The 25,676-nt window shown below is 54.0% G+C and carries 24 protein-coding genes; 4 read left to right on the forward strand and 20 right to left on the reverse strand.

What is annotated here, in order from left to right; all coding sequences use genetic code 11:
* Positions 1–185 precede the first annotated feature (185 nt).
* Positions 186–1,586, reverse strand: coding sequence for a 23S rRNA (uracil(1939)-C(5))-methyltransferase RlmD (gene rlmD, locus CIK78_RS12330; RefSeq protein ID WP_096280471.1), 1,401 nt, complete (start codon positions 1,584–1,586; stop codon positions 186–188).
* Positions 1,587–1,588: 2 nt separating this feature from the next.
* Entirely contained in the window at positions 1,589–2,533 is a 945-nt protein-coding gene (gene cysM / locus CIK78_RS12335) for a cysteine synthase CysM (protein ID WP_096280474.1), read from the reverse strand.
* Between the two features lie 91 nt (positions 2,534–2,624).
* Between cysM and CIK78_RS12340 the strand changes: the two genes are divergently transcribed.
* Positions 2,625–5,342, forward strand: coding sequence for an ATP-binding protein (locus CIK78_RS12340; RefSeq protein WP_096280477.1), 2,718 nt, complete (start codon positions 2,625–2,627; stop codon positions 5,340–5,342).
* A 55-nt stretch (positions 5,343–5,397) separates the two neighbouring features.
* Here CIK78_RS12340 and acpS read toward each other — a convergent pair whose 3' ends face one another.
* From acpS to rpoE, 12 genes are all read right to left on the reverse strand, one after another.
* Positions 5,398–5,775: a holo-ACP synthase gene (gene acpS / locus CIK78_RS12345; protein WP_096282374.1), complete on the reverse strand. Its 378-nt coding sequence runs from the start codon at positions 5,773–5,775 to the stop codon at positions 5,398–5,400.
* 34 nt (positions 5,776–5,809) lie between these two features.
* The gene (gene pdxJ / locus CIK78_RS12350; protein ID WP_096280480.1) at positions 5,810–6,664 is read right to left on the reverse strand and encodes a pyridoxine 5'-phosphate synthase; all 855 of its coding nucleotides are present in this window, start codon (positions 6,662–6,664) and stop codon (positions 5,810–5,812) included.
* 52 nt (positions 6,665–6,716) lie between these two features.
* On the reverse strand, positions 6,717–7,412 hold the full coding sequence (recO, locus tag CIK78_RS12355) for a DNA repair protein RecO (RefSeq protein ID WP_096280483.1): 696 nt from the start codon (positions 7,410–7,412) through the stop codon (positions 6,717–6,719).
* Between the two features lie 8 nt (positions 7,413–7,420).
* Positions 7,421–8,320 (reverse strand): GTPase Era, encoded by a 900-nt coding sequence (gene era / locus CIK78_RS12360; RefSeq protein WP_096280486.1) that lies wholly within the window; start codon positions 8,318–8,320, stop codon positions 7,421–7,423.
* Positions 8,317–9,009: a ribonuclease III gene (gene rnc / locus CIK78_RS12365; RefSeq protein ID WP_096280489.1), complete on the reverse strand. Its 693-nt coding sequence runs from the start codon at positions 9,007–9,009 to the stop codon at positions 8,317–8,319. The genes era and rnc overlap by 4 nt, the downstream gene beginning before the upstream one ends.
* 67 nt (positions 9,010–9,076) lie before the next feature.
* Positions 9,077–9,880 (reverse strand): signal peptidase I, encoded by an 804-nt coding sequence (gene lepB / locus CIK78_RS12370; RefSeq protein WP_096280492.1) that lies wholly within the window; start codon positions 9,878–9,880, stop codon positions 9,077–9,079.
* Between the two features lie 15 nt (positions 9,881–9,895).
* A complete protein-coding gene (lepA, locus tag CIK78_RS12375; protein ID WP_096280495.1) occupies positions 9,896–11,713 on the reverse strand; it encodes a translation elongation factor 4 in 1,818 nt (605 codons plus the stop codon).
* 195 nt (positions 11,714–11,908) lie between these two features.
* Entirely contained in the window at positions 11,909–13,333 is a 1,425-nt protein-coding gene (locus tag CIK78_RS12380) for a DegQ family serine endoprotease (RefSeq protein ID WP_096280498.1), read from the reverse strand.
* Between the two features lie 66 nt (positions 13,334–13,399).
* Positions 13,400–13,861: a SoxR reducing system RseC family protein gene (locus CIK78_RS12385; protein WP_096280500.1), complete on the reverse strand. Its 462-nt coding sequence runs from the start codon at positions 13,859–13,861 to the stop codon at positions 13,400–13,402.
* Positions 13,862–13,885: 24 nt separating this feature from the next.
* Complete coding sequence (locus tag CIK78_RS12390) at positions 13,886–14,875, reverse strand: MucB/RseB C-terminal domain-containing protein (protein ID WP_096280502.1); 990 nt, start codon at positions 14,873–14,875, stop codon at positions 13,886–13,888.
* A 73-nt stretch (positions 14,876–14,948) separates the two neighbouring features.
* Positions 14,949–15,671 carry a sigma-E factor negative regulatory protein gene (locus CIK78_RS12395; RefSeq protein ID WP_096280504.1) on the reverse strand — a complete coding sequence of 241 codons (723 nt, stop codon included), beginning with the start codon at positions 15,669–15,671 and terminating at the stop codon, positions 14,949–14,951.
* Positions 15,672–15,974: 303 nt separating this feature from the next.
* Positions 15,975–16,574 carry an RNA polymerase sigma factor RpoE gene (rpoE, locus tag CIK78_RS12400; RefSeq protein WP_096280508.1) on the reverse strand — a complete coding sequence of 200 codons (600 nt, stop codon included), beginning with the start codon at positions 16,572–16,574 and terminating at the stop codon, positions 15,975–15,977.
* A gap of 449 nt (positions 16,575–17,023) precedes the next feature.
* Between rpoE and CIK78_RS12405 the strand changes: the two genes are divergently transcribed.
* Positions 17,024–18,100: a 3-deoxy-7-phosphoheptulonate synthase gene (locus CIK78_RS12405; RefSeq protein ID WP_096280511.1), complete on the forward strand. Its 1,077-nt coding sequence runs from the start codon at positions 17,024–17,026 to the stop codon at positions 18,098–18,100.
* A gap of 176 nt (positions 18,101–18,276) precedes the next feature.
* Here the strand turns inward: CIK78_RS12405 and dinG are convergent, their stop codons facing one another.
* Both dinG and rhlB read right to left on the reverse strand, forming a co-directional pair.
* Positions 18,277–20,406, reverse strand: coding sequence for an ATP-dependent DNA helicase DinG (gene dinG / locus CIK78_RS12410; RefSeq protein WP_096280514.1), 2,130 nt, complete (start codon positions 20,404–20,406; stop codon positions 18,277–18,279).
* 5 nt (positions 20,407–20,411) lie between these two features.
* A complete protein-coding gene (rhlB, locus tag CIK78_RS12415) occupies positions 20,412–21,686 on the reverse strand; it encodes an ATP-dependent RNA helicase RhlB (protein WP_096280517.1) in 1,275 nt (424 codons plus the stop codon).
* 145 nt (positions 21,687–21,831) lie between these two features.
* Between rhlB and CIK78_RS12420 the strand changes: the two genes are divergently transcribed.
* Both CIK78_RS12420 and xthA read left to right on the forward strand, forming a co-directional pair.
* Positions 21,832–22,077: a hypothetical protein gene (locus tag CIK78_RS12420; protein ID WP_096280520.1), complete on the forward strand. Its 246-nt coding sequence runs from the start codon at positions 21,832–21,834 to the stop codon at positions 22,075–22,077.
* The gene (gene xthA / locus CIK78_RS12425) at positions 22,077–22,904 is read left to right on the forward strand and encodes an exodeoxyribonuclease III (RefSeq protein WP_096280523.1); all 828 of its coding nucleotides are present in this window, start codon (positions 22,077–22,079) and stop codon (positions 22,902–22,904) included. Before CIK78_RS12420 ends, xthA begins: the two co-directional genes overlap by 1 nt.
* Here the strand turns inward: xthA and CIK78_RS12430 are convergent.
* The 4 genes from CIK78_RS12430 to CIK78_RS12445 are packed head-to-tail and all read right to left on the reverse strand — an operon-like array spanning position 22,901 to position 25,676.
* Positions 22,901–23,965, reverse strand: a complete 1,065-nt coding sequence (locus tag CIK78_RS12430; protein WP_096280526.1) for a tetratricopeptide repeat protein — start codon at positions 23,963–23,965, stop codon at positions 22,901–22,903. The two genes, xthA and CIK78_RS12430, sit on opposite strands and share 4 nt — an antisense overlap.
* Positions 23,966–23,969: 4 nt before the next feature.
* Positions 23,970–24,737, reverse strand: coding sequence for a TonB family protein (locus tag CIK78_RS12435; RefSeq protein ID WP_096280529.1), 768 nt, complete (start codon positions 24,735–24,737; stop codon positions 23,970–23,972).
* Positions 24,734–25,141, reverse strand: a complete 408-nt coding sequence (locus CIK78_RS12440) for a biopolymer transporter ExbD (RefSeq protein WP_096280532.1) — start codon at positions 25,139–25,141, stop codon at positions 24,734–24,736. Before CIK78_RS12440 ends, CIK78_RS12435 begins: the two co-directional genes overlap by 4 nt.
* A complete protein-coding gene (locus tag CIK78_RS12445) occupies positions 25,134–25,676 on the reverse strand; it encodes a MotA/TolQ/ExbB proton channel family protein (RefSeq protein WP_096280534.1) in 543 nt (180 codons plus the stop codon). Before CIK78_RS12445 ends, CIK78_RS12440 begins: the two co-directional genes overlap by 8 nt.

The following is a 25,676-nucleotide window of genomic DNA, read 5'->3' on the forward strand; positions in this document are numbered from 1 at the left end:
TTCAGAGAAGTGGTCTCCACACGACCGCCTCCGTGGCTCGATGCGATGGGCGAAAATAAAACCCGGCACTTCCAACCTATCAGCCTACAAAGCGCTTGCTTAACTAACAACAACTTAAATAATCTTTGCTTAAAACCATTTACTTAAAACCGTTCACTTAAAACTGCTTACTTAAAACCATCCACCTAAACACCATCAACCTCAAACAGCACCAGCGTTTCCATATGCGCAGTGTGAAGGAACATATCGGCGACGGCCACTTGCTTCACACGGTAACCCGCATGCACAAGATGTGCCGCATCTCGAGCAAGCGTTGCGGGGTCACAGGAAATATAGACCACTCTGGGCACCCGATGGTGAGCTAGCGCCTGACATATTGCCTCACCGCCGATGCGTGGCGGATCAAGCACCAGCGCGTCGCTATCACGGTGGGTGGCTAACAGCGCTTTAACGTTCGCGGGGTCGCTCAAATCTCCCTGCTCACCGCTTACCACCAGTTGATTACGCGCAGCATTGTCGGCAATGCGCGCCACCATGGCGGGGTTTCCTTCTGCCGCATGTACTTCAGCGCCGGCTGCTGCGATGGGCAGGCTGAAATTGCCAATACCCGCAAACAGGTCGAGTATTTTTTGCCCAGGCTTAGGCGCTAGCCATTCAATCACCTGAGCCACCATTTGCTGGTTAACCTGAGCGTTGACTTGTAAAAAATCGCCTGGCGCAAAGCTGAGCGCAAGCGGCGGCTGCCCGTCGAGCGTCAGCGATTCTTCCAACACCGGCGGCGCACCATCCCAGTGCAGCGTGGGCGTTTCACGCCCCAGCCAAGTGCCCAACGTTACCCGCTGGCTTTGCGCAAAGGCCTTCCAGCGCTCGGCATCCGGTGCGTGTTCTTTTAACTGACGGACTAACACTACCTGCGCACTCGGCGTTGCCAGTAGTTCGATATGACCTACCTGGCGCGGAGCCTCTAGCGTTTGCAGCAGTTCACGCAGGGGCGTTAGCAGCTGCTGTAAGGAGTCAACCAATACTGGGCACTGTTCAATGTCGACCAGCCGATGGCTATGGGCGGCCCGAAAACCTAGGTGGGTACCGCCTTGGCTATCTACTTTGACGCCTAACCGGGCACGCCGCCTATAGCCCTGGTCACTGCCCTGAATCGAACTAATGTCGCCCAGCGTGATGCCCTGACGCGCAAAGAGATCGCGCACCACGTCGCGCTTATGCGCACGCTGCGCGTCAATATTCAAATGCTGCAAATCGCAGCCGCCGCAGCGGCCAAAGTGTAGGCATGGCGGCGTTACGCGCTGCTCAGAGGTGGTCAACAGTGATTTGATATGCGCTTCGTCGTAGCGTTTGCGCGTCAAGTGAATAGCGACATCAACCCGCTCACCCGGCAAGGCCTGAGCGACAAACACGGTCTTACCATTGGCCGCATGGGCAACACCACGGCCATCATGCGCTAAGCGCTCAATCACTAACGGTGAGCTATCTTCGGAGAGGGCATGCACCCCTTTGCCACCTGGCGTACCCGCTAAACCAGAATGGCCCGATGCAGGCCTTGCTGGCCGCCGCTTTCCCAACATAGCCATCGTTATACTCCTGGGGCAAAAAGGCCGGTGGAAAGATAGCGGTCACCGCGGTCACAGACGATAAACACGATCACGGCATTTTCCGTTTGCTCTGCGATACGCAGCGCACCTGCCAAGCTGCCACCGGAGGACACACCCGCTAAGATGCCTTCTTCACGCGCTAGACGTCGCATATGCTCTTCCGCCTCTTGCTGGCCGATATCCAGGGTGACATCCACGCGAGGCGCTTCAAAAATAGCCGGCAGATATTCTTTTGGCCAACGCCGTATACCTGCGATGCTCGCGCCATCGGCAGGCTGCAAGCCAACAATTTGAATCGCCGGGTTCTGTTCTTTCAAATAGCGCGATACGCCCATGATGGTGCCAGTGGTGCCCATGGAGCTTACAAAGTGAGTCACTTCACCGCTCGTTTGCTGCCATATCTCAGGGCCGGTTGTACGGTAATGCGCCAGCGGGTTATCCGGGTTAGCGAACTGGTTGAGCGGCTTACCTTCCCCTCTGGCTATCATGTCATCCGCAATGTCGCGCGCCCCTTCCATGCCTCCCGCTTTGCTTGCCGAAACTAATTTTGCCCCATAGGCAGCCATTGCCTGCTTACGCTCATCCGAGGCGTTTTCTGGCATTACCAGCACCATCTGATAGCCTTTAATCGCCGCTGCCATGGCAAGCGCAATACCGGTATTGCCTGAAGTTGCCTCTATCAGTGTATCGCCGGGAGAAATCTCGCCGCGGGCTTCTGCCTCTATTAACATAGACAGCGCTGGGCGATCTTTAACCGATCCCGCGGGATTATTACCTTCAAGCTTAGCTAGCAGAGTATTGTTGCGCCCAGCACTAATTCGCTTCAGCCGCACCAACGGCGTATTACCCACCACATCTTCTAGCGTAGGATAGTTTTTAAAATCGTTTTTAAAATCGTTGTTGAGATCGTTCTTGAAATAGCTCATCGAACATTCCTTATCGTAACCGTTATGCTGCATTATATCGGTGCTGCCTCGGCCTGGACAGGCAACCTCATTGAATCAGCGAGCTTCTTTCATGTCTTTGAATACCCGTCTTCTGTTTGCCTTACTCGGTTTACCCCTTTTGGTATACGCCATCATGGCCGTACTCCTGGTGGTACAGAACGGTGCCCAGACGCATACCATGAAAAAAGAGCGCCTAGAAAATGCTGTCGAACTAATAACACCCAGCCTCAGTGAGGCGGTAGCTGATGCCGACGTTGAGCTGCTTGAGAACGTAGCGCGTCAACTACTGAGCCTCAATGGGCTTAGAACGGTAGCGGTGTTTAATGAGCAAGGCAGCCGCCTATTATTACTCGGCAAGTCCGCCCTCGCGTCGCTGAGTCCACCGGCGGATCAGCAGCTTATTATGGAAGACGATAGGTGGCGATTACGCATACCGCTCACGACGGTCAACGCTGACGATTTAAATATCCTAGGCTGGCTAGATGTAGAAATGGATATTCGTGCGCTGACGCTTGAGCGCTATAAATTGATTGCCAGCCTTAGCCTAGGTGGCATGCTGCTAGGGCTGCTATTGTTTTTAATCGCCTTTGCCATCAGCCGATACGTTACCCGGCCTATTGAAGAAGCCAGCCATGCTCTGTATCGATTGTCCCGCGGCGATTATCAACTGCGCTTAGCGTCCTCGGGTGCCGCTGAGCTCAATCACCTCTATAACCATGTCAATACGCTTGCGGAACACTTTCAGCAGTCGCAGCGCGATATGCAAACGCAAATAGAGCAGGCCACCAGCGAACTGCAAGCATCAATGAAAACCATTGAAGAGCAGAACATAAAGCTCGATTTGGCTCATCGCAGCGCGCTGCGTGCAAACGCTGTAAAGTCTGAATTTCTTGCCAATATGAGCCATGAAATCCGTACACCGCTGAACGGTATTATAGGCTTTTGCCGATTACTGGGCCGCTCATCACTGGACACCCGCCAGCAGGAGTGGCTTCAACACGTGCATCGCGCCTGCGACAACCTGCTCATGCTGGTTAATGACGTGCTCGACTTTTCTAAGCTTGAGGCCAATCGCCTGACCCTAGAAGAAGCCGATATTGATATCGTGACGCTGGTCGATGAGGTGATGGGGCTGCACGCGCCAGAAGCCCAGCGTAAGCAGTTGCATTTAGTGGCGATGGTATACGACGATGTGCCGACACCGCTATGCGGCGACCCGCTACGTATCCATCAGGTATTGAACAACTTAATCAGCAATGCGCTTAAGTTCACCCATCAGGGTGAAGTGATTGTTCGCGTCATGCTGGATAACCATGAAGGGCAGCATGTGGTGCTGAGCATCAGCGTCAGTGACACCGGTATTGGCTTAAGCGACACCCATCAGCAGGCGTTATTTAACGCGTTTACACAAGCAGAGCCCAGCCATTCGCGCCAGTTTGGCGGCACCGGCCTAGGGCTTACCATTTGTCGTCAGTTGATTGAACGCATGGGTGGTGAGATCAGCGTTGAAAGCGAGCTTGGCACGGGCACTACGTTCTCGTTTACGCTGCCAATGCTGGCGCATAAAGCCATTGAGCGCCCCCCGGAAATCAGCCTCGATAATCCCCATATACGCCTGTATGAAGAACACCTGCCCACTCGGCATATGCTGGAGCATTTGCTTCAGCGCTGGCAAGCGATACCGATGCCAGTAGATGCCTTAGAGCAGGAGCAGCTGCTAATCCTTGGGTTAGAGCACAATGATTTTAGCCCCGAACGTCAAACCCATTGGCAAAACGTGATTAATCAAACCCCGTGCCCGGTGTTGATTTTAGCCAATAGCAATAGCTTTGACCTGCCGCCTCTGCGCTTAACCTATGGTGGCGAAACGCTTTATAAGCCCTTTTCACGTGATCAGTTGGCAACCTCGCTGGATCAACTGCTGTTACCTGCGCTTGTTCCCAGTAAGCCTGCAGACCATCCCAACTTGCCACCTACTGAGTCATCGGTCTTAAAGCTTTTGATTGTGGACGATAATGCGCCGAACCGGGAGTTGCTTAAAAGCATGCTAGAAAGCCCGACAATTCACATCACAGCGGTAGAAAGCGGTCATCACGCGCTAGAGTTTGCACGCAACCATAACGTTGATATGGTGCTAATGGATATTCGCATGCCGGGGCTAGACGGCGTTCAAACCACTCATGCACTGCGCCGTCTGAGCAGCACCTGGGCACGCTGCCCAATTGTGGCCGTTACCGCCCACGTACTCAGCAGTGAGCGCGAAAAGTGGCTGGCGGAAGGTTTAGATGACGTACTCATCAAACCCATCGATGAGACGCAGCTGCACCAGCTACTGAGTAGATTTTTAAGCCATACGCACCGACTGGCCGATTTTAGGACGCCACCGTCCTCACCGATGGGCGCCAAAATGGCCATTAAACCGCGCTATGCCAATACCAAGCCCGCGACATTACCGGTGGTGGATTTGGAGCTGGGAGCGCACCTAGCGGGCGGCAAAGACTACCTAGCGCGCGAGCAGCTAAAGCGGCTAATTGATGGCCTTGACGAGAGTGAAAAACAAATGCGCAGCGCCTACTCACAGCAAAACTTGGCGACGCTGCTGGATTGGGTACACGGATTGAATGGCGCTAGCCGCTACTGTGGCGCGCCTGAATTGGCGTTGCTGGTAGAAACGCTGGAAACCCGGCTTCGCACCAGTGGTTTAGACCATGTACATGGGCTCTTAGAAGACCTATATAGAGCCATGGCAAAGCTGCGAACGTATCGCCCGCTGCTACTTAGGCATTAATGCAGGCTCTTTCAACCAACGCTATAGGTTAATCGCTGGCTTGATGGTTAAGCGGTTAGCGCTCCAGCACCACGAAGGCCACCGCATACTCCGCTTCATCGCTTAGCGTAACATGGCTCGCCGTGACGCCCGCCGCCAGAAGGAGCCGTTCAGCTTCACCACTAAGCAAAAAATGCGGCTTACCCAAAGTGTCATTAAGCACCTGAATATCACACCACTGCATGCCTTCTCGCAGGCCCAGTCCGAGCGCTTTCACAAACGCTTCTTTAGCGGCAAACCGTTTGGCCAAGAAGGCGGCAGGCTGTGACTTTTGCAACCATGCAGCATGCTCATCGGGGCCTAAAATACGCTGAGCAAAGCGTGGACCGTGACGCTTTACAGCCTGTGCAAAGCGTTCAACGCGGGCAATATCAGAGCCAATTCCCACTATCATCGCCAACATAACCTCTAAACAGAGAAACCGCTCATTAGTGCCCGCAGCATCCGTTATGGTGATGCTCAGAATCACCTTCATGGCCAGCGCTCTCGCCATGCGAATGATCGTGTTCCAGATCATGGGCATCTAACGCGGCCATTAAGCCAGCTTCTTGACCGGCAATGATCAAGCGTTTCATCTCCTGCACGGCCTCTTTGAGACCCACGAAAAGCGCGCGCGCAATGATTGCGTGACCAATATTGAGTTCGTTAACGCCCGGCAATGCAGCAATTGCCTCAACGTTGTGATAGTGCAAACCGTGACCGGCATTAACGACTAAACCCAGCGACACAGCGTGAGTAGCAGCAACAGTTAAGCGATGGTATTCCGCATTCGCGGCGTCGCTACCGCACCGAGCCTCGGCATAAGCACCGGTATGCAGTTCGATAGTAGGTGCGCCAGCGCGATGGGCTGCGTCAATCTGAGCTTCCTCAGGATCGATAAACAGCGAAACATCACAGCCTGCTGCGCGCAAACGCTGGCAAGCGCTCTCAATCACGTCAAAGCCGCCAACAACATCCAAACCGCCTTCAGTGGTTAACTCTTCACGCTTTTCAGGCACTAAGCAGACATGCGCGGGACGCACCTCCTCAGCCAGGGCCAGCATCTCTTCGGTAACGGCCATTTCTAAATTCATGCGCGTATTAAGCATCTCGGCCAAAATGCGCACGTCTCGCGGCTGTATATGGCGACGGTCTTCACGCAAATGCACCGTAATACCATCGGCACCGGCTTCCTCGGCGACTAAAGCCGCCTGCACGGGGTCGGGATAACGCGTGCCTCGGGCTTGGCGAAGTGTCGCAATGTGATCAATATTGACGCCTAACAGTATCCGAGGGGGATGCATAGTGCCTCCAACGCAGTAAGAAGATAAGAGTTGAAATTATTAAATACAGCCATTAAGAGCGATGACGACGGCGAGCCAAATCAAGCATCAGCTCTCGTGAGCGCAAAACAGCGGTACCCAGATGAGGCGCTAGCGCCGCGCGCATAACGGCTTTAAGCGCATTGGCAAGCCCTTCATGCTGCCAATCGCCTTGCTCAATGTAGCGCAGCGTTCGGCCATCTAGCCCGCGCTCGGCAGCGGCAAATGCCCTGCTAGCGGCATCGAAACGATAGCGCAAATGGGGGTCTAAAACGCCACCGTCAAGCGTTGTAAACTGCGGCGTTGCCTCCAGCGTTTCTAGCAGCGCCCATTCATAGCGGCGCAGCGCTAGCGCACGTTCTGCAGGAGCCGGCAATGCTTCTAACAGCACCGTATAAAACGCGAACACGTCCGGCGCCGACAGCTCTAATGGCATAAGCCGTGTGGCGATTTCATTCGCATAGAGCCCGCACAGCAGCCCTTCACCTGCCAGTAGCGCTGTTTGCCCACGAGACTCCATCAGCGTAAGCCGCTTCAACTCACGCGTACCTTGCCAAGTCACAAAGAGCGGTGTGAATGGCTGCAAGCGCTGGCGCGACTTTGAACCAGGCCGCTGACCGCCGTGAGCAACGGCACGCACCCTACCGTGGTTGAGTGTTAGTAGATCTACTAACGCGCTGGTTTCACGGTAAGGCCGCCGGTGCAGCAGAAAAGCCGGCTCCGGCGGCATCGCTAAGCTCAATCTAGGTCGTAACCTAGGCTTTTCAACGCGCGTTCATCGTCTGACCAGCCGCGTTTTACTTTAACCCATAGGTTGAGCATTACTTTTGTGCCTAGCGCGCGCTCCATATCCAGACGCGCTTCACGGCCAATGCTCTTGATCCGATCGCCATTTTCACCAATCAGTATGACTTTCTGACCTTGGCGCTCGACCAGAATCAACGCACTGATGTGCGTCACACGCTCGGTCTCGCGAAACTCTTCAATTTCAACGGTCATCTGATAAGGCAGTTCATCGCCCAGTTGGCGCATGACTTTTTCACGTACCATCTCAGCTGCCATAAAGCGCATGCTTTTGTCGGTAATCTGATCTTCGGGGAAAAAGTGAACGCTTTCAGGAAGGTATTTAGCCACCTCGTCTTCTAGCGTGTCTACCTGGGTGCCGTGCTTGGCGGAAATAGGCACCACCGCAGCGAAATCGCGACGCGCACCGACCTCTGCTAGCCACGGCAACAGGTCGCCTTTTTCACTTAGCCGATCAACTTTGTTAACGGCAAGAATCACCGGCGCTTTTACATGTTCCAAGCGCTTGAGAACGGCCTGGTCTTCTTCCGTCCAGCGGGTGCGGTCAATGATGAACACCACACAATCAACGTCGCGCAATGCCTGAGTCGCCGCTTGGTTCATAAAGCGGTTAATCGCCTTATTACGATCTTTGGACATAATATGCATGCCCGGGGTATCGACATAGACAAACTGCGTCTCTTCAACCGTTTTAATGCCCATCACCTGATGCCGCGTGGTTTGCGGGCGCCGTGATGTAATCGACACCTTCTGCCCTAGAATACGGTTCATGAGGGTGGACTTGCCCACGTTGGGTCGACCGACAATGGCAACGAATCCACAGGATTGGCTCATGATTTGTCTCCAGGACTTTTTTCAAGATACGAAAGCGCTTCTTCTGCCGCTTGTTGTTCAGCATGGCGGCGGCTAGGGCCTTTACCGGTGGTATGCTCAGTCAACAGGTCAATGTAGCATTCCACGGTAAAGGTCTGGGCATGCGCCTCACCCTTCACGCAGACAACTTCATAGCGCGGCAATGCTGCTTGGCGCGACTGAAGAAACTCCTGCAACCGGGTCTTGGGATCTTTTTGGGTATCTTGTAGCGAGATATTGCCAAGCCGTTCTGCATACCAATCCAATACGCGGTCACGCACAACGTCCATGCCTGCATCCAGATAGATAGCGCCAATGATAGCCTCAACCGCGTCTGCCAAAATTGATTCGCGCCGATGCCCGCCGCTTTTCATTTCGCCAGACCCTAGCCGTAAACATTCGCCAAACTCCATTTCACGCGCAAGCTCGGCCAACGTTTGGCCTTTCACTAATCGCGCGCGTAGGCGTGAAAGCTGGCCTTCACGCGCCTGTGGAAAGAGCTGAAACAGTGCTTCGGCAATCACAAAATTGACAATAGAGTCACCTAGGAACTCCAGGCGCTCATTGTTACGACCACCGAAGCTGCGGTGGGTCAAGGCCAACTCCAATAGCATATCATCGCCAAAGGTATGGCCGATTCGTCGGCAAAAAGCGTTCAAGGAATTACTCACAGCTCTCCTACGTCATTGACGTTAACTAAAGTGACATAACTGACTAAACTCAACGTAAGCAAAACCTTCATTCAATGCGCCGCACGCTGGTAAAACTCGGCAACCCGCCGTCCCAGTGCATCCATACCGCAAAGGCACGACCAACAATATTCTCTTCCGGCACAAAGCCCCAATAGCGGCTGTCGTTGGAATGATCACGATTGTCACCCATCATGAAATAGTGCCCTGCAGGCACTTCCACTTCACGCATTTGCGGGCCAGGGTCGCGCGGGTTGTTATAAACAAAGTGGTCAGCGTCGCCTAGCGTTTCTGCTAACAGTAGCTGTTCAGGAGAGGCCTCAGGGCCCTCTTCAGTCAACTCTTTAGCAATCGGCTCACCGTTGATGTAAAGCTGCTTGCCCTCATAACGAATGCGATCTCCCGGCAACCCCACCACGCGTTTGATGAAATTCACCGAGGGCTCGTCAGGAAAGCGAAATACCATCACATCGCCACGTTCGGGGTCATCCACTTCGATAAAACGGGTATTCACCACCGGCAACCGCAGGCCGTAGGCAAATTTATTGACCAGGATAAAGTCGCCCACTTCGAGCGTAGGCCGCATTGAACCCGAGGGAATCTGGAACGGCTCAACAATAAAACTACGCACTACGAGCACGATCAACAGCACCGGAAAAAACGAACGGGCGTAATCGACGGGCCACGGTTCTTTCAGCAGCTTTTCACGGGTGGGTTCGTCTAACCCTTCCTGGGTATTGGCATCAGCTGTCGCAACACGCTGGCGACGTTTAGGCCTTAACAGCACCACATCGAGTAGGTAAATAACGCCCGAAAGCGCAACGGCGAGTACCAGAAGTAATGAAAAATCCATGGGTGGTATTCTTTCCTAGTCGTTAACCTTGAGCACAGCAAGGAAGGCATCCTGAGGGATTTCCACGCGCCCTACCTGTTTCATGCGTTTCTTACCTGCTTTCTGCTTCTCGAGCAGTTTCTTTTTACGGCTAACATCGCCGCCATAACATTTAGCCGTTACGTTTTTACGCAGCGCTTTTACCGTTGAACGTGCCACGACCTGGCCACCGATAGCGGCCTGAATAGCTACGTCAAACATCTGCCGTGGGATCAGTTCTTTCATCTTCTCCACCAGCAAACGTCCGCGATGATGGGCGTGATCGCGGTGGATAATAACCGCTAGCGCGTCTACTTTATCGCCATTAATAAGCACATCAAGGCGCACCAGTTTAGCCATCTCAAAGCGCTCGAAGTTATACTCAAGCGATGCATAGCCTTTGGAGATCGACTTCAGACGGTCAAAGAAGTCCATGACCACTTCCGACATTGGCAATTCGTAAGCCAGCTGAATCTGGTTACCCAGAAATTGCATGTCTAGCTGAGTACCACGGCGCTGTTCGCATTCCGTAATGACATTGCCAACATACTCCTGAGGAACCAAAATATTAGCGCGCACTACCGGTTCGCGCATTTCATCAACATCGGCCATATCTGGCAATTTAGACGGATTGGAGACGTAGTTAAGGTCGCCATTTTTCATCGCCAGCTCATAGACAACGGTCGGCGCGGTGGTGAGCAGATCAATATCATACTCACGCTCAAGCCGCTCCTGAACGATTTCCATGTGCAGCGTACCAAGAAAGCCTACCCGGAAACCAAAACCCAATGCATCTGAGTTTTCAGGCACATAGGCAAGCGAGGCATCGTTAAGCGCAAGCTTTTCCAGGGCGTCACGAAAATCTTCGTAATCATCCGCACTCACCGGGAACATACCGGCGTAAACCTGCGGCTTAACTTTCTGGAAACCGGGCAACCGTTCTACATCGGGTGTTTTAGTGTGGGTAATGGTATCGCCCACAGGCGCGCCGTGAATCTCTTTGATACCGGCCACAACAAAGCCGACTTCACCGGCACGCAGAATATCAGTCTGCTTACGCATGGGCGTAAACACACCCACTTCGGTGGCATTCCAGTCGCGGCCCGTCGATTTGATGCGGAGTTTATCGCCTTTGCGCAGCGTGCCATCAAATAGCCGCACCAGCGATACAACGCCAAGATAGTTATCAAACCAAGAGTCGATAATCAGTGCTTGCAGCGGCGCATCCGGATCACCTTTTGGGGGCGGAATGTCGCGCACCAGACGTTCTAAAAGTGCATCAATACCAATACCGCTTTTGGCTGATACCTGGCAGGCATCGGTCGCATCAAGCCCTATGATCTCCTCAATTTCCTGTGAAACCTTGTCACAGTCAGCCTGAGGCAAATCGATTTTATTAAGGACAGGGAGAACTTCCAGGCCTTGTTCAATCGCGGTATAGCAGTTGGCCACCGACTGGGCTTCCACACCTTGCGCTGCATCTACCACCAGCAGAGCACCTTCACAGGCATAGAGCGAACGCGACACTTCGTAAGAGAAATCAACGTGCCCCGGCGTATCGATAAAGTTGAGCTGGTAAACCTGGCCATCGGCAGCCGTATAATCCAGCGTCACCGACTGAGCCTTGATGGTAATACCACGCTCGCGCTCAATGTCCATGGAATCGAGCACTTGCTCTTTAAGCTCACGTTCAGTTAACCCTTCACAGGTCTGAATTAAACGATCAGAGAGCGTCGATTTACCGTGATCAATGTGGGCAATAATAGAGAAATTACGTATGTGCTTGAGCTTTCCGTTGGGAACGTCTTGGGACATCGAGTCTGTTCTGCCTTAGTGATACGCAAGCGGCCGCAACAGCAGGCCGCTTCGAGAGTTCAAAGCTCGAAAACAGCTGCCGTTAGAACATAAAGGGCCATTTTCGACAAAAGATATTCGCCATTGTAGCGATATGCGCAGGATAGGAACAGCAGTCCGGCGAGAACCGCCGGACTAGGTGTGAAAAAAAGGTGTTTATTCTAGGCGTAACGCGACGAACAGCGAGCGGCCTTCGCGGAATAGACGTATTGGAATAGCGCGATCAGAGGGCAAACCTTCGACAATTTTCATCAGCTCGTCCGACGAGGACACGCTGCGATGATCAACACTCACCAGCACATCGCCGGGGCGAATGCCGGCATCAGCAGCGACGCTGTCAGGCTCAACCTGGCGAACCTCTACACCGCCAGGAATATTTAGCTGCTCGCGCGCTTCTTCGCCAACTTCTGCCACCGTTACCCCAAGGCGCACCTGATTATTACTACTAGCTTGGTCAGATTGCCCCTCAGCGTCTGGCCAGTTACCCAGCTCAACGGACTGAGAAATTTCTTCACCGTCGCGAATCAAGGTTAACGCTACTTCTGAACCAGGCTCCCCACGGCCAATCAGGCGTGGCAATGAGCTAGAGCGTTCGACCTCTTCACCATTGACCTCAATAATCACATCGCCCGCTTGCAACCCCCCCTGCGCGGCAGGACCTTCAGGATCGAGATCGGCAATCAAGGCGCCAATCGCGTTTTCCATGCCGAAAGATTCTGCTAAATCGCGAGAGACAGGCTGAATCATTACGCCCAGCCAGCCTCGATCTACCCGGCCACTTTCACGCAGCTGATCGACCACATCCATCGCCACGTTGATGGGAATCGCAAACGAGACGCCCATAAAGCCGCCACTACGGGTAAAAATTTGCGAGTTAATGCCAACCACTTCACCGCTTAAGTTAAACAGCGGCCCGCCCGAATTACCGGGATTGATAGCGACATCCGTCTGAATAAAGGGCACATAAGCATCGCTTGGCAAGGTACGATTAATCGCACTCACGATACCTGCGGTGACCGAATGATCAAAGCCAAAGGGCGAGCCAATGGCAGCCACCCACTCACCTACCTTCAGTGCGTCAGAGTTGCCCAGGGTCAATGTCGGCAGATCGGTTGCATCAATCTTCAGTAGCGCTACGTCAGTTTGTGGGTCAGAACCAATCAGCTCGGCATTCAGCTCACGACGGTCGTTTAGGCGCACCAATATTTCATCAGCATCCTGAACGACATGAGCGTTTGTCATGACATAGCCGTCATCACTAATGACAAACCCCGAGCCTAAAGACTGGCGCTCTTCGCTACGCCCCTGCCCGCCACCTGGGGGCGATGGCTGGTTACCACCAAAGCTCTCTCCAAAAAAATGACGGAAAATTTCCGGGATTTCCTGTCCACCAAACCCTTCATATCCAGGCGAACTGCTGCGCTGGATCGTTCGGCTTGTCGAGATATTCACCACACCTGGCGCGGCGGCTTCAACGAGCTCGGTGAAATCCGGCAGGCTTTGGGCACTAGCAGCCTGCCCAACCGTTAGTAAAGCCACCATGCATACCCAGAGCGTGGAAGGGAGAATCAAGCGCTTCATGCAAGAGCTCCTACTGAACGTAATAATCATCAAAGACCGTGCAACTCGTAGTGAGGTGCGGGAGAACTAACAGACCAAACGCGGGCGAAAGCGTTCACTTCGCTCACGCAATAATACTTTCATACTAATAGCACACATGATTAGGGTCGCAAAAAACACCAGTGGCGCAAGCCATAGAGCAGTGCTGACTAACGGGACTAAACCAGCCAACAAGAGTGCCGCCATTAAGGGGAATGCATATACAAAAAAAGCCAGCAGCGTAACTGACGTTCGCGGCAGGCTTATGGTGACCTGTTGGCCTAATGGATAGCATTGCTCAACTGCCTGGTCGGTGTCGACTGAGGCTGCCCGTGGAAGCGCAACGACTAATTGCCGGCTACGCTGGCGAGCCAGCAGCCCTACCCCACAGCCTCGGCCCCTAGCGCACTGCTCGCAGCCTTCTTGAGCGGCCACCTCGACAACAAGCCCGCCATTAACATGGGCAACTATCGTGGCCACGCGAAGCAGAGAGGCGCAGGCAGCTTCCATCACTGCGTGGCCTGTTTTGAATCGCTAAGGATCTGCACGATCACTCTCACCATCAGTATCTTGATCAAAAGTAATTGAGCGAGCAATTCGCTGGAGAGTAGTGACCGGCATTTCGCCAATGGCAATCAACTGCCAGCGCCCCTCGTCGGTAGTGTAATGCTCAATAGCCACGGCAGATACGCCCAACTGCTGCACACCTTCGCGCAAGCCGCCAGTTTCATCTTGCTTAAGAGGTTCGACAAAAATACTGACGGTGGCTAAACCGTCACTATAAACACGCTGCTGAACATCGCTGCCAGAGAAGGCAACCGGCTGGCCCACAAAACCTTCGGGCAACCAGGTCGTGCGCCACGGAGTACTAAGCGCAACCTTTGGAGAATCTACGCGGATATTTCCAGTGTACTGCTGAGGCGATTGAAGCTGAGTAATTTGGAAGGTCTCAATAATGCGACCCTGCTGATCAATAAGCACGTGCTTGAGCAACAGCCCCGTCTCACGATCTAACCACCACTCGTGAGCAAAACGCCATTGATCAAGAGGCTCAAAAATTAGCTTTACGGCGTCTCGACCAGCGACACGTGCATCTTCCTCAAGATCAATCTGATAATATTCTTCAAGGTGAGCTGCCCATCTCGCAGGGGACGAAAGTCCTCCGTTGCCGCTGTCTTCGGTCCACGCAAGCCTGCCTACCGGCGAACGCCGTTCGATGCTGACTGAGGGGCCATCCAGATACTGCACTACCTGCTGACGTATGCCGTCTTGAATACGATGCGAAAGCGCCAGTGTACGTACATTGATGGCATCTATAGCCACGGCTCTTGCCTGAAAAGCATAGCAGTGGCTAGCCCATAAGCCACGCTCTAGCCACTCGGCGCCGGTACTGGGTGTCGAAACCAAGGTATCCGCACACTCATACCCAGAATTAGCTTGGGCATCGCTTTGCGCTTGTGCCTGAAGCGAAAACATACCGACTGACAGTGCCAGTACCCATGCATGCCCAACTCGGGAAGGCATTAATAATTCGAACGCTCTGTTTCTTAGCACGCTCTACTCACCTAACAGTACTCCGCCGAGTGATGGCAGATAATTAGCGCTGGCCCAGCGGCTCAGTTACCGCTGAAGAACGCATGAGCGGCATCCAGCTGTCGCCACTTCCGTAAGCAGCACTTTGAGTATGTTGCTCTAAGTAGGACTGCAGCATACCGATTTGATCAACATTGATGTTAGTCCCTTGCGAGGCACTAACGCCCTGAGTTGCCTGAGTAGAGAAGCCAGCTTCACTAATATTCATCAAGCCGCTCGGAGCTGACTGACCACTAATGCGAAAAGGCGTTGGCTCAAACATAGGCATATCGGCATTTGATGCCATAGCAGGCTGTCCGGCTAAATTGACCGGCTGCACTTGGCTAGTCGCATTAGGTGATGATGCGGCAATACCGCCACCACCCTGGCTCTCAGATAAACCGTTGCCAAAGAACTGTACGCCAGTGATCACCATTAGCGATACGGCGGCCGCGACACCTGCGCCGCGAGCGAAGGAAATCCCACCGCTTCGCGTGGCAACACGCTCTTCAATATCCATGGAAGGAGCGGACTCGTCGCGCAACCGGGCCATGATGCCGGCAGAAAGATCAATACTTACATCAACCCCTCTTTCACGCTGCATCATGCTGCGTGCTAAATGGTAACGCCTCCATGTCTCTGCGGCACCGTCATCATTAGGCAGTGCTTTCAACACTCGGCGTAGCTCAAGCTCATCACTCTCGCCATCCATTAACACCGAAAGTGATTCCCGTGTGTTTTGACTCATACTTCACACCCTCACACTGTTTAAAAGAAGTACTGAGGCAACGCTTGCGAGTTAAACGCACTATCGCCCCGACGACTTCACTGGCCAAAACAAATCTTAACAACTGCTGTTTAAGGCCCATCATTTCAATCTTTTGCCAATTAGCACTTTTGTCAATTAAGACGCTTGTCAATTAAGACAATGCCTACTAATCAAGGCAGTCAGCTCTATGACGCGTCATTTCCCAGACAGTTCACAAAAAAGTAAAAGCTAATTCTTGTGAAGGCATTCCTTGCCAGCCATATTGCTTGCTACTTATGACCATCATTCATCGCGACTGTTCCGTGCCGTGGAAACAAGCGGGCGAATATGTTCGTCGACCGCTTCGCGAGCGCGAAAAATACGTGAGCGCACGGTGCCTACCGGACACTGCATCACCTGCGCTATATCTTCATAGGCAAGGCCATCTAACTCGCGCAAGGTAATTGCGGTACGCAGATCGTCGGGCAGGTTATCAATTGCCTGATAGACCGCTGCCTCTAATTGGTCTCTGGCAATGGCGGCTTCTGGCGATTCAGAGTCTGCCAACCGACCGCTTTGATCGATAATCTCAGCATCAACAATATCTAAATCGCTACCGGGCGGCCGACGCCCCCGCGAAACCAAATAGTTTTTCGCCGTATTGATCGCAATCCGATACATCCACGTATAAAAAGCACTTTCCGCGCGAAACTTACCTAAGGCACGGTACGCCTTAATAAATGCCTCCTGCGCCACATCCTGAACTTCAGAGTGATCGTGTACGTAGCGGCTAATTAGGCCAATAATTTTATGCTGGTATTTTTTTACCAGCAGATCGAAAGCGCGCGTATCACCTTTTTGAGCACGTTCAACAAGCTGTTGGTCTGTTTCCCGAGTGCCCATTCACACGCTCCTCAAGCCCGTACGGCATGCGCCGAGCCCCATTCCTATTAGCCCTAACCAGTGGGCGTTCACAGCAAGCAGCATAGCGTCCCTTGGGCATTGATTAATAATAAGTGAAAGTAAACGGCGAACGTATCGTCCGCACCTGTTGCCACATTCTATGATAAAGCTATATTTTTTTAACAAGCTAAGTTTTTTAACAACCTAAGTTTTTTAACAATCTAAGCGCGTTGACCCGCTACATTTTATAACAATATGGCGCCAGTGTTACGCGTTCTGTGCGGCGCATCAAGCGCTTAATCTGAATACATAAAAACCCTGTGGCTGACACTTTTCGACCCCCGATAGTTCCACAGCAATTGATTTTTACCTACTCAGCAAGCGATAGTAGGCGCCACTTTTATCGCTCCCTCACTTTTTTCAACCATTACGCAAGCACAGGTAGCAAGATGTCAGAACAACAGGTTAATAACCTTAACGTCCTCGCTCAAGACGTACTCACCACACCAGAAGCCCTCAAGAATGCAGTGCCGCTTACTGATGCAGCAGAGCGCACCGTCATTGAGGGTCGCCAAACCATCCAGAATATCCTAGATGGCAATGACCCGCGACTGCTGGTCGTTGTCGGCCCATGTTCAATTCACGATGTCGATGCTGCGCTGGATTACGCTCGTCGCCTACGCACATTGGCCGATCAAGTCAGCGACAGCCTGTATATAGTCATGCGCGTATACTTCGAGAAGCCGCGCACAACGGTGGGCTGGAAAGGCCTTATTAATGACCCGCATCTCAACGATTCTTTTGAGATCGATGAGGGCCTGCACATCGCACGCAAGCTGCTGGTCGATCTTGCCGAAATGGGCCTACCTTTGGCCACCGAAGCGCTGGATCCAATTTCGCCACAGTACATGCAAGACTGTATCAGTTGGTCAGCCATCGGCGCACGTACCACCGAGTCTCAGACTCACCGCGAAATGGCGTCTGGCCTTTCTTGCCCCGTCGGGTTTAAAAACGGTACAGACGGCAGCCTTGATGTCGCCATTAACGCGCTTGAGTCTGTTGCCAGCCCGCACAATTTCTTGGGCATTAACCAGGCCGGCCAAGTGGCCATCATTCGTACGCGCGGCAATGCCTACGGCCATGTAGTACTGCGTGGCGGTAACGGCAAGCCCAACTACGACAGCGTAAGCGTGGCACTCGCAGAGAAAGAGCTGAAAAAAGCCAAGCTCTCACCCAACATCATGATTGACTGCTCTCACGCCAACTCCAATAAAGATGCGGCGCTACAGCCATTAGTACTAGAAAACGTCACTAACCAAATTTTGGAAGGCAACACCTCCATTATCGGGTTAATGGTTGAGTCTAATATTGGCTGGGGCAATCAGAAACTAACCGAAGACCTCAGCCAGCTTCAGTATGGCGTATCCATTACCGATGCATGCATCGACTGGGACACCACGGTAGAAGCATTCAAGCACATGAACGATAAACTCACCGTTCCACTAGCTAAGCGCATTGCCCAGTAAGCCTATTAATCAAGTAAGCGCTTATTAAGAAAACCGTTTAATCCCCGCTAAGGCGGGGGTTTTTGTTTCTTAACAGCGCTGCTCCGAACACGCCTCCCTGAGCAGTTCTCCCTAAAAAATCCCTGCTAAAAAGCCTCTCTAAGAAAACCTCTCAGAAATCTCATCACGGCGGTACTTTATTGGACAATTTCACGCCGAAAAGGCGGCAGTGCATCCAGCAAGGCTTGCCCGTAACGGCGGGTAATTACGCGCTTATCTAGCAAAGTAATCGTGCCGCGATCGCTTTCTTTACGAATCAATCGGCCACAGGCCTGGACCAGCTTTATAGAGGCATCGGGCACGCTAATGCGCATAAAGGCATTACCGCCCTGGCTCTCTATCCACTCTGCTAAGGTGGCGCCCACCGGGTCATCGGGTACAGCAAACGGCAAGCGCGTAATGACCACATGAGTTAGATAATCGCCTGGCAGATCGATACCTTCAGCAAAACTAGCCAAGCCAAAAATAATGCTGCCATCGCCTTTATCAACCGCTGCACGATGCCTTTCGATCAACTCACGCTTGGGCAGTGCATCCTGCGCCAATACGCGAGCTTTAACGCTAGCAGGCAATGCTTTATCGACTGCGCGCAGCTGCGCACGGGAAGAAAACAGCACCAGCGCAGCCTCTTTGTCGGCCAACTGAGAGACAAAGCTGACGATGGCTCTCTCGTGAGCCTCCCTATCGCTAGGGTCAGTCGCTTCTTTCGGCACTCGCAACACGGCGTTGGCATAGTCAAACGGGCTAGGCAATGCCTGATAACGATAGCGATTAGCCAGGCCCGCGCGCTCTTGTAAGCGCTCAAAGCGACCTAGCGCCGTCAACGTTGCCGATGTTACGACGGCGCCGTGACAGCGGCCCCACAAATGCTTAGCCAGGGTGTGGGCAGCCGAAACGGGGCTGGCCGAAAACTCAATTTCCGGCTCTCCAGCCACGCGGCTAAGGGTAATCCAACGAGCGCTGGGCGCCTCATTAGCCGCATCCTGCTCGCTAAATGCCTGCCACAATGCATGAGCTTCTAAGGCCCGCCCATGCAGGAGCGCCACAAGTGGCAGCCACGTTTCGGCCTGTTCGCGATCCAAGCCGGTTTGCTTATCAGGGTCCAGGCTTTCACGCAAAATGTCGCTGATACTTTCAAGACAGCGCGACAGCGAAGCAAACATCACCAGTAGCTGCTGGGCCTGCTCGCGCAACGCATCCGGAATCTGCCCCTTCTCGAATCGCAGTTGATGTGTCGCCTCTTCATCGGCTAACCCATTCGGCCGCCCCGCCAGTTGATGGCCCACGCTAAACACATCACCCAGCGTAGGCTCAAGGTTATGAATCAACTCAGGCAAGCTTGTCAAAAGCCGGGCGACGGTGGGCTGGACGGCCAACCCCTGATGCAAGTCAGTCAGACTGGTTCTTAACGTCTTCAACCAGCGCAAACAGCCATGCACCGCAAAACGGTGCGCGAAGTGTGAAAGCGCCTTCTCAGGCAGGTGGTGGCCCTCATCAAACACGAAAATGCAGTCTGCCGGGTCGGGCAAAATAGCACCGCCCCCCAGCGCTAAATCAGCTAGCACAAGATCGTGGTTGGCAACGATAACGTCGGCATTTTCAAGCTCGCGCCGCGAACGGAAAAACGCGCAGGCACCAAAATGCCCGCAGCGCCTGCCCGTGCACTGGCGATGATCGACCGTTAAACGGCGCCAATGCGCATCGTCAATGGCCGCCGGCCAATTATCACGATCACCTTCCCACTCCCCCTGGCCGTATGCCTGCGCCATATCGCTAGCGAGCACGCTAAAATCGCTACTTTGTGTTTGCAACGACTGCTCAAAAAGCGAAAGCGTTGGGTTGGGGTCAGTGCCTTCCAGCTCTTGATCCAAACGTGCAACGCACACATAGCGACCTCGCCCTTTCGCTAATGCGTAGCGAAAGGCAATGCCACTATGGCTAGCCAGCGAAGGCAAGTCCTGGTTGAGCACCTGCTCTTGGAGGGCGACCGTTGCGGTCGATACAATTAACCGCTTGCCTCGCGCCTTAGCAATCGGTAGCGCGGCAATCAAATAGGCCAGCGTCTTCCCCGTACCGGTACCCGCTTCCAGCACGCAGACATGGGTATCGTTAGTCCGCTTACCCTCGCTATCACTTTCGATATTACCGAGGGTGCGGGCAATTTCGGCGATCATCATACGCTGCCCGTAGCGTGGGGTTAGCCCAAGGCTTTCCACCACGCGACGATAAGCGTCTTGAATCTCGCCTTTTAGGGCTGTATCAAGCATGCGGTTTAGAGCATACCTTCCGGCGGATGTACGCAGGGCAGCTTGTCGTTGATGTACTGCTCGATTTCCGGCAGTGAAAACGCATCTTCCTCTCCGACAAAGCTAATCGAGACGCCCTTCGCACCTGCACGCCCGGTGCGTCCAATGCGATGCACGTAGTCTTCGGGATCTTCAGGCAGGGTGTAATTGATGACGTGGCTTACGTCTTCAATATGAATCCCACGGCCGGCCACATCGGTTGCGACCAATACCTGAATTTCGCCTTCACGAAAGCTTTCCAGCGTTTTGATACGCTGATTTTGCGGCACATCGCCCGACAACATCGCCACGCTCACGCCAGCTTTGCTAAGCAGATCATTCAGCTTACGCACCAAATCACGACGATTACCGAAAACCATGACGCGCTCAAAGCTTTCCTGCTGTAGCAAATTAACCAGCAAGCGTTGCTTATCGTCATCTGACACCAAGTAAACGCGCTGATCTATATCTGCCTGGTTTTCAACCGTCACTGCTATTTCGACGTGGGCAGGATCAAGCGTCCACTGGCTGGCGAGATTGAGAATGTCGTCGGTAAAGGTAGCCGAGAACAGAAACGTTTGACGCTCTTCTGTTTTCGGCGTGTAGCGAATAATCCGCTTCACGTCAGGGATAAAGCCCATCGACAACATACGGTCGGCTTCATCCAGCACCAGTACTTCGACTTCACTGAGATCAATATCGCGCTTTTGATGGAAGTCCAGTAAGCGCCCTGGCGTTGCCACCAGAATATCGATTTTGCTACCCAGGCTCTCACGCTGCTTCTGATAGTCCATACCGCCGACGACGCTGGCCACATTGAGCTGCGTAAAGCGTGCTAAGGCTTTGGCATCTTTTTCAATCTGCAGCGCTAGCTCGCGGGTAGGCGCAATGATCAGCGCGCGTGGTGCACCCGGCTTTTGACCATCGGGCGTGGGCTCTTCTAGGAAGTAGCTCATGACTGAGATCAAAAATGCGGCTGTTTTACCGGTTCCCGTTTGCGCTTTGCCGACAATGTCACCACCTAAAAGCGTCTGGCGCAGGGCCTCAGCTTGAATAGGTGTGCAGTACTCAAACCCTTGGGCATGAATAGCGCGCATCAGTGGCAGCGGCAGATCAAAGTCATGAAAGCGCCACTTGCCGGCCACGGCGGGCACCTGAAACTGACGAAGATCCCAGCTCGACTGGCGACGACGCGGCTTCCGACGGCGGCGTTTTGGCTTGCGGTTCTGGGCCGGTGCTGTGGTCTGTTCCGACTCGCTCATAGGCTGTCTATCTGTCCATTGCTGTGGAGGTTAGGCATTAAGAAGTGCGCATTGTACCAGGGCTTGGCGATAAGAGCGCGTCCTGCTGTCGAAGGAGGCCCAAGGCCTGTTAGAATAGCCGTCAAATCGACGTAAGGAGCGCGACATGACGCGTAAGAAAAAAACCCGCTCACTGGCCGACAAGGTCACTATACGTACTGGACGGCGCAAAGATTACAAAAAATGGCGACACGACAACCCTGATCAGGTGGTTTCCTCGGTGCGTTTTGTAGCTAAAAAGCAGCAGCAGCGCAAGCTGCAAGCGGTGAAAAAGCTCGCCCGCCAGCAGAGCGGCCAAACCATTGCTATTCATCCTGACAAGCCTGACAGCCCTAAAGGAAGCGACTCGTAATGCGCTTGGTTTCGTTCAACATCAACGGCATTCGTGCACGCCTTCACCAGCTACAGGCACTGATCGATACCCAGCAGCCTGATGTGATTGGCCTGCAGGAAATCAAAGTACAAGACAGCGAATTCCCACTCGCTAACGTAGAAGCGATGGGCTATCACGTTTTTCATCACGGTCAAAAGGGGCATTATGGCGTTGCCCTAATGTGCCGCCAAGCGCCGCAAGACGTTTTTTACGGCTTTCCGGATGATGAAGAGGACGCACAGCGGCGCATGATTGGCGTACGCCTGCTAGCTGACGATGGTGAACCCGTAACGATCTGGAATGGCTACTTCCCTCAGGGTGAAAACGTTACGCACCCGACCAAGTTTCCGCATAAAGAACGCTTTTATGGCCAGCTCGCCAGATTGCTTAACGAACAGCATCGACCTGACGAGCGGCTAGCAGTGATGGGCGACTTCAACATTTCGCCCGAAGACCAAGATATCGGCATTGGTGAAGCTAATCGCAAGCGCTGGCTACGCGAAGGCAAAGCCAGCTTCCAACCGATTGAGCGTGAGTGGCTCACTGGCATTAAAGCCTGGGGATTAATCGATAGCTATCGTCTTTGCTATCCGCATACCGACAATCGCTTCAGCTGGTTTGACTACCGCTCCAAAGCGTTTGATCAAGACCCCAAGCGCGGCCTGCGCATTGATTACATCTTGGTCACCAAGCCGCTGGCCGAATGCACCACTGACTCAGGCATTGACTATGACCTGCGAGGCATTGAGCGTCCTTCTGATCATGCGCCGATTTGGAGCGACTTTAACCTAACGCTCAAAGCTTAGCTAAAACTGGCTAGCCACTGCTCGGCTTCATCGTCACCCAACGCTGACGCTCGAGTGAAAGCCTGCTTTGCCTGCTGATCATCACCCCAGGCGTAAGCTAACTGGCCATAGGCACGCCAATCAGCGGCGGACTCGGTATGTAGCGCTAAGGCCTGCCAGGCATTCAGCGCATTTTCAACATGCTTTGCCTGCTGCCAAGCGCTGGCCAGCAGGCGCAACGTTGATTCCTCTCGGACAATAGCGCCTTCACTCAGCGCCTGCTCAAGATACTCTGCCGCCCGGGCCGGCGTCCCTCCCGCAAGATGCAGCTGAATTAACAACCAGCGATCTTCAGGCTGCGTTAGCTTACCCAGCTGCCATGCCATGTCCCATAGGCCAGCGGCAACGTTCGCCTGTCCCGCCTGCTGAGCCAGCCCAGCCGCCTCTCGCCATTGAGCGGCATCGCTTTGAGTATCCAAACCATCCAGCAAACGGCTCAGCGACTGCTCACTCTGCCCTGCGTTTCGATAAACGGCCAGCATCAAGGTGTGCTGAGCGTCACTCGGCTGTGATGTTTTTTCCAGCGCCGTCTCAAGCCAGCCAGCGGCTTCATCCCAGCGCTCTTGCTGGGCAAGCAATCGGGTTAGCTGCCAGCTAGCATCAGCATCTTGATGATTAGCCAACCACTCACTAAGCAGTTCAATTGCCTGGTCACGCTGACCGGCAGCGCGACGCAATGACGCTTCTTCTCGTAGCCACTGTGCCGCCTGCTCGCTATCAACACCATTTAGTCCGCGGGCAATGGCCAGCCTATCGGCCGCCTCACCTGGCTGGTCCTGGCGCATCAATGCACCGGCCGCAAGCTGCTGATAGAGCGCGCTAGCCCAGCGATCTGACTGATTACCGCCGACTAATCGCTCCGCCTGCGACGTCGCCCGCTCGACAACATCACTTAATAGACCTTGCTGCAACTGACGCTGCAATCCAGTGAGATCAGCAATAACATCGCCCGGCAGCGCAGGGCTTGCAAGCGCTCCGGCAGACCAGACGCTGAGTAATACAATAGACATCAGACGTTTCATAGCGCTACCTCAACTCAAACTCGATCCGCTGGGTGGCATTGCGCAACTGATCGCTGGGTTCAAATTGCCACTGGGCAATGGCTTGCTGCGCAGCCTCTTCAAACACCCGGCGCGGCTGCGCGTTAGTGACGCGTATGGAAGATGCATCAACGCTGCCATCACGACGAATCATAAAGGCCACTTCTACAAAACCTTCCATGCCCCGGCGCTGCGCACGCGATGGATAGCTGGGGTTAACCCGGCTAGTCGGCGTGGCCTGACCAACGCTCACGGGCTCATTAGAGGGCGCAGGCTCAGCCTGTGGCGCGGCTTCACGTTCGGCGGGCGCGGCTTCGGAGGCACTAGGCGCAACCTCACGCTGAGTAGGCGCGGGCTCCGCGGGTGCCGACTGAGGCCGTGGCGTTGGCGCAGGCTCTGGCGTCGGCTCCGGGGTCACTTCGGTCAACTCAGGTAGCTCACTGTCCATCTCAACCGGCTCGACAGGCTCATCCGGCAATTCAATTTCAGGCATGCTAATCGCGCTGTCTGACACCGGCGGTGGCTCTGGTGTCGGCATAGGAGGCGGCGCCTGCTGCGGAGCAGCCTCGGCGGGTTGCGGTGCTGGGGCTTCTTGCTCAGGCGCGACGTCTGGCATTTCCACCATATTCATTGCCATGCTCATGGTGATTTTTTCTGGCGTGCGCTCCGGCGGCGTCACCAATTGCGCCAGCAGCCAAAACAAGCCTACCGCCAATACCGCGCCGCCTAACAACGACAGCCCATGTCGCATCATGGCCCGCTCCGACTCGCTGCCACCGCTACCTGGTCGACCCCCGCCTCACGTAAACGGTCCATGACCTCAATCAATAGTCCGGTGGTGGATGCGCGGTCTGCCTGGATAACGACAGAGCCATCTTTACTCAACATACCGGCAACTTGCTGACCAATCCGGTGCACGTCGACAGGGCTACCGTCGACCCATACCGCACCCTCAGGCGAAATAGCCACTAGCACCTGAGCATCCGGGCGTGGGCTGGCAGCACTGGACTCAGGTCGTTCAATCTCGACACCGCTCTCTTTGACAAAGCTCGTGGTGACGATAAAGAAAATCAACATAATAAACACGACATCAAGCATCGGAGTGAGGTTGACCTCATTGCTCTCCGCATTGTTATCTATAGAACGGCGTCTACGCATCACTTTCCTCCAACGCCCGAGCCAAGCGATCATGCAGCCGCTGGTCTTCACGACGAATAACGTGTTCTAAGCGGCTAATAAACAGTAGCCCTACCACCGCAATGGCCATACCGGTCAGCGTGGGCAGCGTGGCTCGCGCCACGCCGTCCGCCATAGCGCGAGCCTGGTGGGTTTCACTTAGCGACAGGCTATCAAACACACTGATCATGCCTGTCACCGTACCCAGCAGACCTAACAAGGGGCATAGCGCCACCAGCAGTTTCAGCCATGGCAGCGGTTTGCGCAGTTTGGCCACCAAGGCTTCTGCCCATACTTGGCGCAATGTTCGCGCGCTCCAACTGGTGTGATCGCTGCGAGCGGCCCAGCGGTGCAGTAGCTGACGTCGGGCCACGCGCCAAGTGATGCGGTAGTACCACCAGCGTTCCATGGCCATGGCGAAAACCAGTACGGCCACCACCGCTAGCACCACTAATACAGCACCGCCAGCTTCCACCAAGCGCTCAACGGGTTCGAGCCATAGAGGAAGAGAGGACAT

The organism is Halomonas sp. JB37, assembly GCF_002332255.1.
Lineage (GTDB): Bacteria > Pseudomonadota > Gammaproteobacteria > Pseudomonadales > Halomonadaceae > Vreelandella > Vreelandella casei.

Coding starts and splice junctions, on each gene's coding strand:
- CIK78_RS12445 (WP_096280534.1), bottom strand. CDS start 25,676: ATGTCCTCTCTTCCTCTATGGCTCGAACCCGTTGAGCGCTTGGTGGAA.
- pdxJ (WP_096280480.1), bottom strand. CDS start 6,664: ATGCATCCCCCTCGGATACTGTTAGGCGTCAATATTGATCACATTGCG.
- CIK78_RS12390 (WP_096280502.1), bottom strand. CDS start 14,875: ATGCCTTCCCGAGTTGGGCATGCATGGGTACTGGCACTGTCAGTCGGT.
- CIK78_RS12405 (WP_096280511.1), top strand. CDS start 17,024: ATGTCAGAACAACAGGTTAATAACCTTAACGTCCTCGCTCAAGACGTA.
- rhlB (WP_096280517.1), bottom strand. CDS start 21,686: ATGAGCGAGTCGGAACAGACCACAGCACCGGCCCAGAACCGCAAGCCA.
- dinG (WP_096280514.1), bottom strand. CDS start 20,406: ATGCTTGATACAGCCCTAAAAGGCGAGATTCAAGACGCTTATCGTCGC.
- acpS (WP_096282374.1), bottom strand. CDS start 5,775: ATGATAGTGGGAATTGGCTCTGATATTGCCCGCGTTGAACGCTTTGCA.
- CIK78_RS12385 (WP_096280500.1), bottom strand. CDS start 13,861: ATGGAAGCTGCCTGCGCCTCTCTGCTTCGCGTGGCCACGATAGTTGCC.
- CIK78_RS12340 (WP_096280477.1), top strand. CDS start 2,625: ATGTCTTTGAATACCCGTCTTCTGTTTGCCTTACTCGGTTTACCCCTT.
- CIK78_RS12440 (WP_096280532.1), bottom strand. CDS start 25,141: ATGCGTAGACGCCGTTCTATAGATAACAATGCGGAGAGCAATGAGGTC.
- CIK78_RS12380 (WP_096280498.1), bottom strand. CDS start 13,333: ATGAAGCGCTTGATTCTCCCTTCCACGCTCTGGGTATGCATGGTGGCT.
- era (WP_096280486.1), bottom strand. CDS start 8,320: ATGAGCCAATCCTGTGGATTCGTTGCCATTGTCGGTCGACCCAACGTG.
- xthA (WP_096280523.1), top strand. CDS start 22,077: ATGCGCTTGGTTTCGTTCAACATCAACGGCATTCGTGCACGCCTTCAC.
- rpoE (WP_096280508.1), bottom strand. CDS start 16,574: ATGGGCACTCGGGAAACAGACCAACAGCTTGTTGAACGTGCTCAAAAA.
- CIK78_RS12430 (WP_096280526.1), bottom strand. CDS start 23,965: ATGAAACGTCTGATGTCTATTGTATTACTCAGCGTCTGGTCTGCCGGA.
- recO (WP_096280483.1), bottom strand. CDS start 7,412: ATGCCGCCGGAGCCGGCTTTTCTGCTGCACCGGCGGCCTTACCGTGAA.
- CIK78_RS12395 (WP_096280504.1), bottom strand. CDS start 15,671: ATGAGTCAAAACACACGGGAATCACTTTCGGTGTTAATGGATGGCGAG.
- rlmD (WP_096280471.1), bottom strand. CDS start 1,586: ATGGCTATGTTGGGAAAGCGGCGGCCAGCAAGGCCTGCATCGGGCCAT.
- lepA (WP_096280495.1), bottom strand. CDS start 11,713: ATGTCCCAAGACGTTCCCAACGGAAAGCTCAAGCACATACGTAATTTC.
- lepB (WP_096280492.1), bottom strand. CDS start 9,880: ATGGATTTTTCATTACTTCTGGTACTCGCCGTTGCGCTTTCGGGCGTT.
- cysM (WP_096280474.1), bottom strand. CDS start 2,533: ATGAGCTATTTCAAGAACGATCTCAACAACGATTTTAAAAACGATTTT.
- CIK78_RS12420 (WP_096280520.1), top strand. CDS start 21,832: ATGACGCGTAAGAAAAAAACCCGCTCACTGGCCGACAAGGTCACTATA.
- CIK78_RS12435 (WP_096280529.1), bottom strand. CDS start 24,737: ATGATGCGACATGGGCTGTCGTTGTTAGGCGGCGCGGTATTGGCGGTA.